General features: G+C 72.3%; 15 protein-coding genes. 4 read left to right on the top strand and 11 right to left on the bottom strand.

The window, feature by feature from the left end; genetic code table 11:
* Positions 1–76: 76 nt before the first annotated feature.
* The 4 genes from OG611_RS24225 to OG611_RS24210 form a co-directional block, all read right to left on the bottom strand.
* Positions 77–1,300, bottom strand: coding sequence for a beta-ketoacyl synthase (locus OG611_RS24225; RefSeq protein ID WP_266423767.1), 1,224 nt, complete (start codon positions 1,298–1,300; stop codon positions 77–79).
* Positions 1,297–1,575, bottom strand: coding sequence for an acyl carrier protein (locus OG611_RS24220; protein ID WP_266423764.1), 279 nt, complete (start codon positions 1,573–1,575; stop codon positions 1,297–1,299). The genes OG611_RS24225 and OG611_RS24220 overlap by 4 nt, the downstream gene beginning before the upstream one ends.
* A 259-nt stretch (positions 1,576–1,834) precedes the next feature.
* Positions 1,835–3,685, bottom strand: coding sequence for an acyl-CoA dehydrogenase (locus OG611_RS24215; protein ID WP_266423761.1), 1,851 nt, complete (start codon positions 3,683–3,685; stop codon positions 1,835–1,837).
* Between the two features lie 13 nt (positions 3,686–3,698).
* Positions 3,699–4,976 carry a beta-ketoacyl-[acyl-carrier-protein] synthase family protein gene (locus tag OG611_RS24210; RefSeq protein ID WP_266423758.1) on the bottom strand — a complete coding sequence of 426 codons (1,278 nt, stop codon included), beginning with the start codon at positions 4,974–4,976 and terminating at the stop codon, positions 3,699–3,701.
* Between the two features lie 198 nt (positions 4,977–5,174).
* Between OG611_RS24210 and OG611_RS24205 the strand changes: the two genes are divergently transcribed.
* A complete protein-coding gene (locus OG611_RS24205; protein WP_266423755.1) occupies positions 5,175–6,467 on the top strand; it encodes a hypothetical protein in 1,293 nt (430 codons plus the stop codon).
* A gap of 40 nt (positions 6,468–6,507) precedes the next feature.
* Here the strand turns inward: OG611_RS24205 and OG611_RS24200 are convergent, their stop codons facing one another.
* The 4 genes from OG611_RS24200 to OG611_RS24185 form a co-directional block, all read right to left on the bottom strand.
* Positions 6,508–7,440 carry a carbohydrate kinase gene (locus OG611_RS24200; RefSeq protein ID WP_266423753.1) on the bottom strand — a complete coding sequence of 311 codons (933 nt, stop codon included), beginning with the start codon at positions 7,438–7,440 and terminating at the stop codon, positions 6,508–6,510.
* A 14-nt stretch (positions 7,441–7,454) separates the two neighbouring features.
* Positions 7,455–7,883: a hypothetical protein gene (locus tag OG611_RS24195; protein ID WP_266423751.1), complete on the bottom strand. Its 429-nt coding sequence runs from the start codon at positions 7,881–7,883 to the stop codon at positions 7,455–7,457.
* 72 nt (positions 7,884–7,955) lie between these two features.
* On the bottom strand, positions 7,956–8,210 hold the full coding sequence (locus OG611_RS24190; protein WP_093540855.1) for a type B 50S ribosomal protein L31: 255 nt from the start codon (positions 8,208–8,210) through the stop codon (positions 7,956–7,958).
* 137 nt (positions 8,211–8,347) lie between these two features.
* The gene (locus OG611_RS24185) at positions 8,348–9,229 is read right to left on the bottom strand and encodes an ABC transporter substrate-binding protein (protein ID WP_266423747.1); all 882 of its coding nucleotides are present in this window, start codon (positions 9,227–9,229) and stop codon (positions 8,348–8,350) included.
* 264 nt (positions 9,230–9,493) lie between these two features.
* Between OG611_RS24185 and OG611_RS24180 the strand changes: the two genes are divergently transcribed.
* A complete protein-coding gene (locus tag OG611_RS24180; RefSeq protein WP_266423744.1) occupies positions 9,494–9,940 on the top strand; it encodes an HIT family protein in 447 nt (148 codons plus the stop codon).
* Between the two features lie 166 nt (positions 9,941–10,106).
* Here OG611_RS24180 and OG611_RS24175 read toward each other — a convergent pair whose 3' ends face one another.
* On the bottom strand, positions 10,107–10,439 hold the full coding sequence (locus tag OG611_RS24175) for a hypothetical protein (protein ID WP_266423741.1): 333 nt from the start codon (positions 10,437–10,439) through the stop codon (positions 10,107–10,109).
* On the opposite strand from OG611_RS24175, the gene OG611_RS24170 reads away from it, so the two are divergent.
* Entirely contained in the window at positions 10,438–10,659 is a 222-nt protein-coding gene (locus tag OG611_RS24170; protein WP_266423738.1) for a hypothetical protein, read from the top strand. The two genes, OG611_RS24175 and OG611_RS24170, sit on opposite strands and share 2 nt — an antisense overlap.
* 31 nt (positions 10,660–10,690) lie before the next feature.
* On the opposite strand, the gene OG611_RS24165 is transcribed toward OG611_RS24170, so the two are convergent.
* The gene (locus tag OG611_RS24165) at positions 10,691–11,578 is read right to left on the bottom strand and encodes a LysR family transcriptional regulator (RefSeq protein ID WP_266423735.1); all 888 of its coding nucleotides are present in this window, start codon (positions 11,576–11,578) and stop codon (positions 10,691–10,693) included.
* Positions 11,579–11,658: 80 nt separating this feature from the next.
* On the opposite strand from OG611_RS24165, the gene OG611_RS24160 reads away from it, so the two are divergent.
* Positions 11,659–12,927 carry an MFS transporter gene (locus OG611_RS24160; protein WP_266423732.1) on the top strand — a complete coding sequence of 423 codons (1,269 nt, stop codon included), beginning with the start codon at positions 11,659–11,661 and terminating at the stop codon, positions 12,925–12,927.
* Here the strand turns inward: OG611_RS24160 and OG611_RS24155 are convergent.
* Complete coding sequence (locus OG611_RS24155) at positions 12,917–13,234, bottom strand: cupin (RefSeq protein ID WP_266423729.1); 318 nt, start codon at positions 13,232–13,234, stop codon at positions 12,917–12,919. The genes OG611_RS24160 and OG611_RS24155 overlap by 11 nt on opposite strands.
* Positions 13,235–13,272 lie beyond the last annotated feature (38 nt).

The raw sequence follows: 13,272 nt of genomic DNA, 5'->3' as shown, positions 1-13,272 counted from the left end.
GGCTCTGCGCAGCTCATGGGGGGTGTGGCCGGTGGTACGCCGGGCTGTATATCCCGTCGCACCACCTGCCGGATGCCTACGGACGCTGAAGAGCGATGACGGCGTTGTGTCCGCCGAAGCCGAAGGAATGGCTGACGGCCCGCCGGATGGGCTGCCGCAGCGGTTGTTCGGTGACGCAGTCGATGTCGAACTCGGGCGCCGGGGCGTCCAGGTTGGCGATCGGTGGTACGACTCCGCGTTGGAGCGTGAGGACCGTGAGCCCGGCCTCGATCGCTCCGGCCGCCCCCATGCAGTGCCCCAGTACGCCCTTGGGGGCGGTGACGGGCGGCCGGTGCGGGTAGACCCGGGCGATGAGGGCGGCCTCGGTGGCATCGTTGACCGGGGTCGCCGTGCCGTGTGCGTTGACGTGCTCGACGTCCTCGGCCGCCCAGCCCGCGTCGCGCAGCGCGGCCTCCACCGCCGCCTGGGCGACCGTGCCGGACGGATGCGGACTGATGGGGTGGTAGGCGTCGGTGGTGGCGCCGGTTCCGGCGAGCAGCGCCCGTGGGGCCGCGCCCCGGGCATCGGCGTCGTCCACCCGTTCCAGCACCATGACGGCCGCGCCCTCGCCCATGACCAGACCGGCCCGGTCGGCCGCGAAGGGACGGCACAGCGTGGCCGGGTCGCCGTCCGTCCGGGCCCCGGCTCCGGACCTGGCGAACCCGGCCATGGCGGCCGGGTAGACGATCGACTCGGTGGCTCCGGCGACAGCGATGTCGCACTGCCCGGTGACCAGGAGGTCGCGGGCGACGGACAGCGCGGTGACGCCGGACGAACAGGCGGTGCACGGGGCCATGCTGGGTCCGGTGGCCCGCAGCTGGATCGCGATCTCGGCGGCGGGCATGTTGGGAATGGTGAGCAGGATGCCCGAGGGCGAGGTGGCCCCTGCTCCGAACCGGTCGAGCACGACGGCCTGCTCGGTCAGCGAAGCGGAACCCCCGCTGCTGGTGCCGACGACCACCGCGACCCGGGCGCCCTCCCACCGGGCCGGGTCCAGCCCCGCGTCGGCGACCGCCTCCCGGGCGGCGAGCACGGCGAGTTTCACGTACTTCCCCATGCGGAAGGACGCCCGACCGCCGATCGCGGCGTCCAGGTCGATGCCGTCGACCATGCACGCGAAGTCGATCGCGCACCCTTCGAGCTCGGCGACGGTACGGGCCGGTGACACGCCCGCGCACACGCCCCGCCAGGTGGATTCGGTGTCGTTGCCGACCGGGGTGATCATGCCCAGGCCGGTGACGGCGACGGCCGGCCTGTTCATCGGGCGTTGCTCATCGCGGTCCCGCCGCCCACCCGCGCGCCGCGGCCGGCTGCCGGGTCGATGAACCGTGTGATGTCGGCCAGCGTCGCGTCCTTGGGGAGCTGGTCGAAGTCCCGGTTGCCGCCGGCCGTCTCCCTGATGAGGACGGCGAACTCGGCGACGGCGAGGGAGTCCATCTCCAGGCTGTCCATCGTGGAGCCCGGGTGGATCTCGGCAACGGGCACTTTGAAGGTGTGTGTCAGAACCTCGGTGATCTTGGGATGAATCGCACTCATGAGCTTTCTCTCCATCATTCGGTCCGGCTGTCGGGCCGGCGGTGACACCGTCCCGACGCCGAATCAACTGGGTGGAGTGCCTCCAGTTACGCCTTGTGCCGAACCGATTCGGCACCGTCCTCCCCGCGCTCCCCGCACCACCGGGCCAGGACGGACGCCGTACCCCAGTAGGCCAGCAGGACAACCCGGACTCCGAGAGCCCCGGCCGCCTCCCTGATCCGGTGACCCCGTACAGCTGTTCCCCTCCTCGTCATGGCCCTCACCGCTCGTCCTGAACCGTCGCCCGGTCCCCGCCCGTCCGCCAGGCGGCTCCCGGATCGTCGTAGGCAGCCACGTAGTCGGCTCCGGCGATGGGCCAGTCGGCGAGCAGCTCCGGCGGCAGCGCGAAGGACTCGACGAGGTCGGGCAGTTGGGCGGCGACCATGGCGATGAGCTCTTCCACCCGGTCCGGCAGTCCGTTGACCTGGTCGGCGGTCAACAGGCCCGCTGCCAGCAGGTCACCGCTGTTGCGGGCGATCCGGTCGAGCGCGAAGAGCCGTTGCAGCTCGCCGAGCCGTTCGCGGGCGGGCCCCTCGGGCAGCGCGGCCACCGCTTCCTCGTACGCCTCGGCCGCCTGCCACTGGGCGTGGGCCTCGACACCGCGCAGGGCGGGCCCGGACGCCACATTCCACCGCGCGAGCGGATCACCGTGCGGTGCGCGGCGCATCCGCTCCCGGGCCCGGCCGAACCAGATCCGCTCCAGTTCCGCGAGCAGCCTCCCGAGGAACCGGGGGTCGTCGAGTTCGCCGGGTCCGCCGCCGGAGGAAGCCTCGGGCCCGCCCGGTGCGGTGGCGAAGAGCATCTCCGCGGCCGCCTTGGCGTGGATGGCCATATTGTCGCCCTCGGCGGTGATGGCGCCCTCCACTCCGGTGAGGAGTTCGCTCATGCCGTTGTTCTCCAGGAGCGCCTGGGCGCCGCAGCGTTCACGGCATTCGACGATCACGGACCTGGCCTGCCAGGTGACCCACCCCTTGGCGACGGCGACCAGGCGCTCCGCCTCCTCCCGCTGCCCGCCCCCTTCCCAGCGGTCCAGTGCCCTGCGGTGCAGCAGGCTCATCGCGAAGACGGTGGCCGTGGCGGACGCGAGCGGTCCGTGATGGCTGCGGTGGGCGATCACCGGCACCTGCCGCGAGCCCCGGGGGCCCGAGACGTACCGGTGGCCGCCGTAGCGGACGGCGACGGCGAGTGTGGCCCGCGCGCAGCCGACCGCGCAGGCCGTCATCGAGATCTTGCCGGAGGTGACCCGCCCGATCGACGCGAGGAAGCGACGCCTTCGGTTGTCGAGGGTGCTGCTGAACTCGCCGTCCGCACCGATCCGTCCGTGGTCCCCGCCGAGCAGCGCGGCGCGTCCGACGAAGACCTGGTCGAAGGAGGTCAGGCAGTGGTCCACCGGGCTGCCGGTGCGGGTGGGGAGCCTGCGGATCCGTACGCCGGGCAGAGCCTGCACACCGTCGGTGAGCGGTACGAGAAAGAGGAAGACCCCCTGATCGGCGCCGTCGACGAGCAGCCGCGCGGCCACGAGCCCGGTCTTGGGGCCGCCCGCCGGACTGGTGTTGGGCATGAATTTCTGGGCCCCGGCGTGCGGTGTGCGGAGCACGAATCCGTCGCGCTCGCGGTCGTACTCGGCCGCGGTCTCGACGGCCGCGGCATCGTTGCCGTGTGCCACCTCCGTACAGAGAAAGGTGCCGATGCGCCGCAGCCTCAGGAAGTCCGACAGATCGCGGTCGCCGCCGTGGTCGAGGAGGCTGCCGAGAAAGAGGTTGTAGTGGATGCCCGCCACCGTGGTCAGCGCCGGGTCCACCGGGCCCAGCCATTCGTGCAGGGCCGCGAGGGCGCGGTGGTCGGCGGCCAGCTGGGCGCCGCTGTCCAGGCAGTCGTTGAGGACGCGCAGCCGCTCGTACGTGAGAGCCAGGCGTTCCTCGGTCGTGCTGCGGTCCGGGCGGCGGAAGGGTTCGGTGCTGATCAGCCGCTGCCAGAAACCGTGCTCCCGGCGGAAGTTGTCGCCGAGGAGCACACCGGTGAGGAGGTCCGTGGACCGTTCCGTGGAAGGGCTGTCGATCGTTGCGGTCATGAAAATATAACGATCAAGCAACGGCGAGGACACCCGGGTCCGCGGGTGGCGGGCCGTCCGCGTCGACGCGTTGGAAAGCGAGTACGACGTTGTGTCCGCCGAAGCCGAAGGAGTGGCTCAGCGCCCGCTCGACCTGCTGGATCCGGGGTTCCTTGACCACGCAGTCGAGGTCGAACCCGTCCGGCAGCGAGTCCAGGTTGGCGATCGGCGGGACGAGGCCGTGCTCCAGGGTCAGTACGGTGGCGACCGCCTCGATCGCCCCGGACGCCGCGAGGGTGTGCCCGAGCACGCCCTTCGGGGCGGTCACCGACGGCCGGTGGGGGAAGAGCCCGGAGATCAGTGCGGTCTCCATCGCGTCGTTCAGCGGGGTCGACGTGCCGTGCGCGTTGATGTGGTCGACCTCGTGGGCCGCCCAGCCCGCCTCGCGCAGCGCGGCCTCGACGGCCTTGCGCGCGCCGCCGCCGTCCGGGTCCGGGGCCGTGGGGTGATGGGCATCGGTGGCGGAACCCGCACCGGTCAGCAGGGCGCGCGGCCGTCCGCCCCGGGCGAGCGCATCGGCCGTCCGTTCCAGTACGAGCACGGCGGCGCCCTCGCCGATCACGAACCCGTCCCGGTCCGCGGCGAACGGCCGCGACGCCCCCGACGGATCCCCGGTGCGCGGCGAGAGCGCGCCCATTCCGGCGAAGGCGCTCACCACCAGCGGGGTCAGTACGGCCTCCGCACCGCCCGCCACCACCACATCGCACCGGCCGCTCAGCAGCAGGTCGCGGGCGACGGCGAGGGCCGTCGCCCCGGACGCGCAGGCGGTCGCCGGGGCCAGACTGGGGCCGTGGGCCCGCAGGGCGATGGCCACCTCCCCGGCCGCCGCGTTGGGCATCATCATCGGGACCAGGAGCGGCGACACCGCGTCCGCTCCGCCGTCGTCGAGCCTGCGTACGTTGTCGACGAGCACGGACACCCCGCCCACCCCGACGCCGAGCACCACGGCGACCCGGTCGCCGTCCCACCGCTCCGACGACAGACCGGCGTCCGCCACCGCCCGGCGGGCGGCGACCAGTGCCATCTTCACGAACCGCGCCATCCGCCACACCGCACGCCCGCCGACCGCCTCGTCCAGATCGATCCCGTCCACCGGACAGCCGAAGTCGACCGGCAGTCCAGCCAGTTCCTCGCAGCTGCGGGCCATGGACACACCGGCGCACAGCCCCTCCCAGAAGGTGTGCTCGTCCGCGCCCGCGGCAGTCACCATGCCCAGTCCCGTCACCGCGACGTCCTTGTCGACCCGCGTCATGTCCGCCCCCTCCTCCGTAATCGATCACGTCTACCGGTTGTCGAACGGCAGTAGCCCCGGCGAGGATGCGGCCAATGAGCCGAAAGGGTCATCGATACCTCCGGCGGACCGAACGGTGCCGCACGTCACGGTGACCGGGTTCACCCGTCCACAGCAGTCCGCCGTGCCGTGCGCGGCGGCAGGCCATCCCCTGGGGGGATGGAAGCGGACCGTGATCAGCCGAAGCCCCCGGAGCAAAGTGCCGAGCTGGAGGCGCTGCGCGCCAGGGTGGCCGTGCTGGAGGCCCGTGGCCCGACGCGGCACCGGCCGCGGGCCCGTTCCTTCCTCGCCGTGCTGCTCGTCCTCGTCGCGGCCGTCCTCACGCCACTGAGCATCGTCTCCACCTGGGCGACGAACCAGATCGGCGACACCGACAACTATGTGGCGATGATGGCGCCGCTCGCCTCCGACCACGATGTGCAGACCGCGGTGACCGATCGCGTCACCGGTGCCGTCATGCAGCACCTGGATGTGAAGACCCTGCTGGCCGATGTCTCCCCCGCCGACCGGCCGGTTCTCGACAAGGCGCTGTCGAAGCTGAACGGTCCCCTCACCACGGGCATTTCGAACTTCGTGCACGGGACCGTGGAGAAGTTCGTCGCCGGCGACGCCTTCGCGAGGATCTGGACCGACCTCAACCGGACCGCCCAGTCCGCCGCGGTGAAGGCGCTGTCCGGAAGCGGCGGCGGGGCGGTGAAGCTCACCGACGACACCGTCACCATCGACCTCGCACCGGTCATCGACCGGGTGAAGCAACGCCTCGTCGACCGAGGGCTGGGCGTCGCGGCGAAACTCCCCGAGATCCACACCGATTTCACGGTGCTGACCTCCGACTCGGTGGGCAAGGCCAAGAAGTGGTTCCGGGCCCTCCAGATCATCGGGTTCTGGCTGCCGTTGGTCACTCTGGTGCTGGCCGCGGGCGGGGTCCTCCTCGCGGTGCGCCGCCGCCGCGCCCTGATCACGACGGCGCTCGCGGTCGCGGCCGGTGCCGCGGTGCTCGGCCTGGCCCTGTGGGTGGGCCGCGGGTTCTATCTGGACAGCCTGCCGTCCGGGGTGTCGCAGCCGGCGGCCGGTTCGGTCTTCGACGCTCTGGTCGGCCGGATGCGTGCCCTGGTCCGTATGGTCGTCACGCTCGGCATCGTGGTGGCCCTCGCCGCGTGGCTCACCGGTGACGGCCGCGCCGCCACCCGGGTGACGGCGATGTGGAGCGGCGGCATCGGTGCGGTACGGGACGCGGCCGGTTTCACCGGCGGCCCGGTCGGCCGGTGGGTGCACCGCGCCAGGCGCCCGCTGAACTGGACGGTGGTCGTGGTGGCCGCCGCGGTCCTGGTGGTGTGGGACCGGCCGACCGGTCCGGTCACCGTGTGGATCGCGCTGTGCGCGCTGTTCGTTCTCGCGGTCGTCGAGTTCCTCGACGACGACAGCCGCCCGCACCTGGTGGTGCCCGGGTGAGCAAGGGCTCCCGGGCCCCCCTCCCCCGACCAGGACGTGTTCAGCTCCGGGCGAGTGCCGCCTCCAGCTCCGCCTCGTCCGGCGGGTTGGCGCCTGCCCGTGCGACGGTGACCGCGGCGGAGGCCGCCGCGTGACGCAGGACGTCGGCCGTCCGGACGCGGTCCAGCGAGCGCAGCCGCTCCCGGCCGTCCGCGCCGAGCAGCCCGTGCGCGGCGAGGGCGTGCAGGGTGCCCGACATGAAGGCGTCGCCCGCCCCCACCGTGTCGACCACCTCGGTGGGCAGCGCGTCGACCGTCACTCGCCCGCCGGGCAGCACAGCCAGCGCGCCGTCGCCGCCCCGGGTGACGAGGACGACCGCCGGACCGGTGGCCAGCCAGCGCTCGGCGACCTGTTCCGGCTCCTGGCCCGGATACAGCCATTCCAGGTCCTCGTCGCTGGCCTTCACCACATCGCTGAGCGCGACGCACCGCTCGACCCGGCGGACGGCGGACGCGTGGTCCCCCATCAGCTCCGGCCGCACATTGGGGTCGTAGCTGACGGTTGCGGCCGTCCGCAGCGATTCGACGGCGCCGAGGACGGTGGCCGCCCCCGGTTCCATCACCGCCGCGATCGAGCCGGTGTGGACGTGGTGCGGTGGCCGGTCCAGGGCGACCGGGCCGAGCGTCCAGCCGATCTCGAAGGTGTACGCGGCCCGGCCGGCGCCGTCCAGGGTGACGGCGGCGGACGGGGTGGGAGCCGTGGCCTCGTCCGTGCGGACCTCGACGCCGGCGCCGGCGAGATGGTCCCTGATCAGCCGGCCGTTGTCGTCGGGGCCGAGTTGGGTGAGCAGGGTGGCGCCGTGCCCGAGCCGGGCCAGACCGTACGCCACATTGGCCGGGCTGCCGCCCGGGTGGACCTGATCGACCGCATCCGGCGGCCGGACGATGTCGGCGACGCATTCACCGATGACCAGCAGGTCGAGTCTCTCGAGCATGGGAATGGAGTCTCCTACAGTGCGGTGACGAACGTGTCCTGGTGGGCGGCGCGGCCCCCGAACACATTGAGCCCGATCCTGCCGCGTGTGTGGTGGGTGTCGGCCACATCGATGACCTGCCGGCCGTCGACGAACGCCTCGATCCGCCCGCCGCGGGCCCTGATCCGCAGCGGGAGGTCACCCCCGCACGGACCAGCAGGGGTGCCTCGGCGGCCGGCGCCGGTGGTCGTCCAGTGCCCGGCCGGCACGACGGTGAGGTCGCCGACTCCGCCGCTGCGGAACGCGCCGCCCCGCGGGCCCGGGGGCGGTTCGGGGTCGGTGTCCGTCACCCGGAAGACGTCGCGGAGCCGGTGGACGGTCAGCGTGACGATGCGGGCCGCGCCTCCGGCGGCGCAGAAGGCCACGCTCCGGCCGTTCCATTCGCCGGTCGGGGCGCTGAACACGCAGTAAGAGCTGTGACGGACCGTGTCCCCCGCCCTCTCGACGGGGGCGGGGGACACGGGTCCGCAAGCAGGTCAGGAGGCGTCCTCGCCCCCGTACCGGCGCTCGAACTTGGCGACCTGCCCCTCCGAGTCGACGACGCGCGCCTTCCCGGTGAAGAAGGGGTGGCTCTCGGCGGAGATCTCCACGTCGATGACGGGGTAGCTGTTGCCGTCGTCCCAGTCGATCGTCTGCTCGCTCGACGCGGTGGACCGGGTCAGAAAGGCGTAGCCCGCCGAACGGTCACGGAAGACGACGGGACGGTAGGAAGGGTGCTTGTCCTGCTGCATGCCTGCTCCTGGGGACGTACGGGGTCGGCGCGGGGCGGTCGTGTCCAGCCTCGCGAACCCGTACGGCCCGCGCGATCGGACACGTCCGTACGGGGGCGTCGCCGTGCACGCGTACGGGCGTACGCCGACCTTCCGGCTCAGCGCCCGGCCGCCTCCAGCGCCTCGGCCACGAGCGTCAGGAACCGTGCGTGGGCCCGCGAACTGCACACCGGCTCCGGGTTCCACGGCACCACCCGGGCGGCCTCCTCGATCGCCGACCAGTCCGCGTTCGTCCGCAGCTCGCCGAGCGGCGTGGCGTTGGCCCGGACGTCGGCGAGGACCACCGCGGGGCGCAGGGCCACCGCTTCCGCCCAGCCGACCGTGGACCAGTTCAGGCCGGGCCCCTCGGCCGGCTCGACGATGCCGACACCCAGCTCGGCCAGCACGCGCAGCTCGGGCCACATCCGGGGGCGGGCGAGATGTGTCTGTTCCTGCCCGGCCGGGGAGAGGGCGACGACCCGGGGCCCGTCCCCACCGGCCACGAGCCTGCGCAGCCGGTGCCGCGCGGCGTCCAGGTCCTGTGTCGCCGTCTCAGGCTCCTCGGCACCGAGCGAGCGGGCGAGCAGGGCGAACCGGTCACCGATCTCGGCGAGGGCGCGCGCCTGCCCCACGTCGATGACGACGACCGGGACGTGCTCCTCCAGATGCTTGGCGGTCTCCGCGGCGATCCCGTAGACATGGCCGCCGCCGTAGCTGACCGCCACGACGAGATCCGGCTCACCGCTCAGCAGGGTTTCCACGTCCAGGGTGCTGCCCGCACCGAGGTAGCCGACCTCGGCCAACGGAAGCGAACCGGTCTTCGCCGCGTCCGGTACGGCCCGGTCGTCGTGATCGGAGCCGAATATCGCGCTCGGGCGAATCCCGTGGTCCCACAGGGTCGCTCCGGCCTGGACATAGGCGAGCACCCGCTCCGGGCGCCGCCCGGCGGTCGACAACTGTCCACGATCGTCGGAGAACTGCCACACGGTCCGCTCGCTCACGTCACACGCCTCTCGCCACCGGTCACTGCGCCCCGCGCTCCGGGTCGTACACCAGTACCTGCCCACCAAACTCCGGCCACACCCCACCTGTTGGCCCCGGCAGGCACCCCGGCGCATGCCGGGCCCGATCGCGCCGGGCGCGGTGACGTCGCCCGTGGAGCCTATGCTTGGCCACCTGCGCCTCGCGGTGCCAGTGGACCGGCAGAGAGGAAGAGCGTGTCACCGGAACAGCGATCCCATGACCTCGAAGCCTATGAGGCCCGGGTGCGCAACGGCCCTTGCTTCGTCTGCGAGTTCGTGGCGGGTGCCCCTGATGCCGCGCACGTCACGGTGTACGAGGACGACGAGCACATCGCGTTCCTCGACCGGTATCCGACGGTGCCGGGCAAGGTGCTCGTGGCTCCGAGGGCCCACATCGAGCACGCCGTCCGCGATCTGGACGAGTCCGCATACCTGCGGCTGATGTCCGTGGTCCGGAAGGTGGCCCTGGCGGTGGAAACGGTGGTGAAGCCCGAGCGCACATACCTGCTGTCCCTCGGAAGCCAGCAGGGAAACTCGCATCTCCATTGGCACATCGCCGGGCTCCCTGCGGGAACTCCGTACCAGCAACAGCAGTTTCACTCTCTGATGGCCGAGAACGGCGTGCTGTCCCCCACGGACGAGGAAGCCGCGGCAATGGGCGAGCGCTTGCGCGCGGCGCTCCAGGGGTAGGCCGGTCCGGTCCCGTACGACTCCGCGGTCGAGCACCGGTGGCTCAGCCCCGCGACGGAAGATCGCCCTGCGACCGCACGCACCGGGCCCGAGATGCATACCGGCCCAGAAGTCGGTGCCCAGTTCGGAGTCGAGGTGGCGGGCTGGAGCGTGGAGGGTGACGCGCTCAGCGGTCGCCGGGACCGGGGGACGAGGTGGGCGGGCACTCCGCGCATCCGCTCAACTCCGGTAGTTTCGCGGCCGTTTCGTCGTCGGACGGCAAACAGGAGACCAGGGTGACTCCCGGTGCGTCCACCGCCGCCAGCTTCACGTAGTCGAACGTCAGCCTTCCCAGCCGGGGATGGTCGAACGTCCTGCGCGCGGGACGGAAGTCGGTGACATCGTGTGTGTCCCACCACATGCGGAACTCCTCGCTCTTCCGGTACAGGTCGGCGGTCAGGCACTCGAATGCAGGGTCGCCGGTGTGCCGGTCCGCACCGGCGCGGTACTGCTTCGGCATGGCCTCGGGCGTGCTGTCGACCGGACAGCAGATCGGCGGTTCGGTCGGGGTGGCCGTCCTCGGCGTGGTCTTCTACGGCACGCTGGGCGAGGGCGTCCACACGGGTGTCGCGGCCTACGGGCACGCCCTGACCGCTGCGCCGGCCCTCGACCTCGCAGCGGCCGTCGCCGTCTCGGTCCTCCTGCGCCTGCTCCCGCATCCGGCGGCTCCCCGCCACTGAGCCGCGCTCCGGTCACCGGGCCAGGGGCCCGTCAGCCGGTCCCGGTACCGGGGTCGACACCGAGTCCGGTCAGGAACGCCGCGGCGGCCGGAGTGGGGCGGAAGCGGCTCCAGACCAGGCGTTCCGTGCGTGCGGGGGCGTCGCGGACGGGCAGCACGTGCACGCCGGTCAGTTCCGCCGCGAAGGCGGCCGGCAGCATGGCGATGCCGAGCCCGCTGCGTACCAGCCGGACGATGAAGTCGGTGCCGCTGACCTCGAACGCCACCTCGCGGGTGAGGCCCACCGCCGCGAACGCCTCCTCCGACTGCGCCCGTGCCGCGGTGCCGTCGGGGTAGTCGACGAACATCTCCTGCGCCAGCCGGTCGAGACCCACCTCCGCCTGCCCGGCCAGGGAGTGGGTGGGCGCCACGACGGCGACCAGTTCGCCCGTGGCGAGCTCGTGATCGCTCACGCCCTTCGGCCGGTAGCTGGGCAGCACGCCCAGGAACGCCACGTCGAGCGTCCCGTCCCGCACCTCCTGGACGAGGTCCTTGCTCGCCCCGTCCCGCAGGACGATGTGCACCTTCGGGTAGCGGAGGTGGAACACCCGCAGCGCCGCCGGGATGTCGACCGAGGCCACGGTCGGAATGGCGCCCACCGCGAGGCGCCCGCGGACCTCCCCCGCCGTCGCGGCGACCTCGGCGCGGGCCCGCTCCGCCGCGTCCAGCGCCTGCCGGGCCTCCGGCAGGAAGGCCTCGCCCGCCGCGGTGAGCCGTACCTGACGGCTGGTGCGGTCGAAGAGCCTGGCCCCCAGGTCCTTCTCCAGCCGGGCGATCTGATGGCTCAGGGCCGACTGGACGACCAGGCACCGCTTCGCGGCGCGCGTGAAGCTGCCCAGTTCCGCCACCGCCACGACGTACCGCATCTGCTGAAGTTCCATCCATCCATCGTGAACCACGATCGATGGGATGAAAAACATGTGTTGGACTCATGGATGGTCCATCCCGGACGCTGGGGCACATGGCTCACTCCACTCACGAAACCCGCAGCCGGGCCGTGCCCCGCGCCGCACTTTCCGAACCGCCGTCGCTCGGGCGCGGTCTGGTTCTGCTGATGGCTCTCGCCGCCGCACTCTCCTGCGCCGGGAACTACTTCGCGCAGCCGCTCCTCGACGTCATCGAGGTGAATCTGCACATCGGTGTCACCGCGGCGGGGCTGATCGTCACCGCTGCCCAGGCCGGATACGCGCTGGGGCTGATCCTGCTCGTCCCGCTCGGCGACGTCATGGACCGACGACGGCTCGCCGTGGGCCTGTTCGGGCTCACCGCGTTCTTCCTCCTGGTCACGGCCGCCGCCCCCACCGGCCCGTGGCTGATCGCGGGCACGCTGCTGACGGCGCTGGCCTCCGTCGGGGCCCAGGTCGTGGTGCCGTTCGCGGCGGCTCTCGCGGCTCCGGCCGAGCGCGGCAGGATCGTCGGCGTCGTCATGTCCGGCGTGCTGCTCGGCGGGCTGTTCGGACGGCTGGCCGCCGGCGCGCTGTCCGAGCTCGGCGGCTGGCGGACCGTGTACTGGGTGAACGCGCTGCTGATGGCCGCCATGGCGATACTTCTGCACAACCGGCTCCCCCGCCTGCCCCGGCCGCACTCCACGTCCACGATGTCGTACACCGGGCTTCTGCGCTCCACCCTGGCCCTGCTGCGGGAGGAGCCCCTGCTGCGCCGACGGGCGGCCATCGGCGCGTTCTCCATGGCCTCGTACAGCGTGCAGCTGACCGCGCTGACGTTCCTGCTGACCCGGCCGCCGTTCCACTGGAACGCGGCCGCCATCGGGCTCTTCGGTCTGGTGGGCGTCATCGGTGTGGTCGGCATGAACATCGCGGCCCGGTTGAGCGACCGCGGCCGGGTGCAGGCCGTATCGGGAACGGCGGCCGCGCTCCTCACGCTCGCCTGGCTGCCACTGCTGGCCGGTGAGTCGTCCCTGCTGTGGCTGACGGTCGGCGTGATCCTGCTGAACATCGCCCAGCAGGCAGGACTCAACAGCAGCCAGAACGTGATCTACGCGCTCCGTCCGGAGGCCCGCAACCGGATCAACTCCGCGTTCATGACGCTCTTCTTCATGGGCGGGGCGGCCGGAGCGGCACTCGCCTCGGTGGTCTGGTCCAGGGCGGGCTGGAGCGGCATCTGCCTCCTGGGCGGTGCGCTCGCCGCGGGCAGCCTGGTGCTGTGGATCCTGGAGCGCGTACGGGCGGCGTCCGCCGCACGTCCCGGCGCCGTCACCGTCAGTCGTTGACAGCGGTCAGCAGCACCACGGCGTCCTCCAGTGCCAGCAGCCCGTGCCGTTCCTGCGGGATCGGCTGGAGCCATCCGGCGCTCAGCTCCACATCGCCGGAGGCCGCCGTGAGACGGACCCTGCCGCGGAGCACCTGGAGGGAGGCCGCGGCGGGGGCGTTGTGCTCGTCGAGGGCGGAACCCGAGGTGAGGGCGATGACGGTCTGTCTCAGGGGTTCCTCGTGCAGCAGGCGGTGGGCGCTGCGGCCGTGCGCGGAGGCTCGGGCCGCGGTCAGATGCTCGTCGGCGAGGGCATTGAGATCGTCCATGTGCCCACTCTGCCGCAGTGCCCGTTCCCCCGCGATCC

It is taken from the genome of Streptomyces sp. NBC_01363, from assembly GCF_026340595.1.
Lineage (GTDB): Bacteria > Actinomycetota > Actinomycetes > Streptomycetales > Streptomycetaceae > Streptomyces.
Note: the sequence above shows the minus strand (reverse complement) of the source record. Positions and strands in the feature narration are given on the sequence as shown.

Coding starts and splice junctions, on each gene's coding strand:
- OG611_RS24225 (WP_266423767.1), bottom strand. CDS start 1,300: ATGAACAGGCCGGCCGTCGCCGTCACCGGCCTGGGCATGATCACCCCG.
- OG611_RS24220 (WP_266423764.1), bottom strand. CDS start 1,575: ATGAGTGCGATTCATCCCAAGATCACCGAGGTTCTGACACACACCTTC.
- OG611_RS24215 (WP_266423761.1), bottom strand. CDS start 3,685: ATGACCGCAACGATCGACAGCCCTTCCACGGAACGGTCCACGGACCTC.
- OG611_RS24210 (WP_266423758.1), bottom strand. CDS start 4,976: ATGACGCGGGTCGACAAGGACGTCGCGGTGACGGGACTGGGCATGGTG.
- OG611_RS24205 (WP_266423755.1), top strand. CDS start 5,175: ATGGAAGCGGACCGTGATCAGCCGAAGCCCCCGGAGCAAAGTGCCGAG.
- OG611_RS24200 (WP_266423753.1), bottom strand. CDS start 7,440: ATGCTCGAGAGACTCGACCTGCTGGTCATCGGTGAATGCGTCGCCGAC.
- OG611_RS24190 (WP_093540855.1), bottom strand. CDS start 8,210: ATGCAGCAGGACAAGCACCCTTCCTACCGTCCCGTCGTCTTCCGTGAC.
- OG611_RS24170 (WP_266423738.1), top strand. CDS start 10,438: ATGGCCTCGGGCGTGCTGTCGACCGGACAGCAGATCGGCGGTTCGGTC.
- OG611_RS24175 (WP_266423741.1), bottom strand. CDS start 10,439: ATGCCGAAGCAGTACCGCGCCGGTGCGGACCGGCACACCGGCGACCCT.
- OG611_RS24165 (WP_266423735.1), bottom strand. CDS start 11,578: ATGGAACTTCAGCAGATGCGGTACGTCGTGGCGGTGGCGGAACTGGGC.
- OG611_RS24160 (WP_266423732.1), top strand. CDS start 11,659: ATGGCTCACTCCACTCACGAAACCCGCAGCCGGGCCGTGCCCCGCGCC.
- OG611_RS24155 (WP_266423729.1), bottom strand. CDS start 13,234: ATGGACGATCTCAATGCCCTCGCCGACGAGCATCTGACCGCGGCCCGA.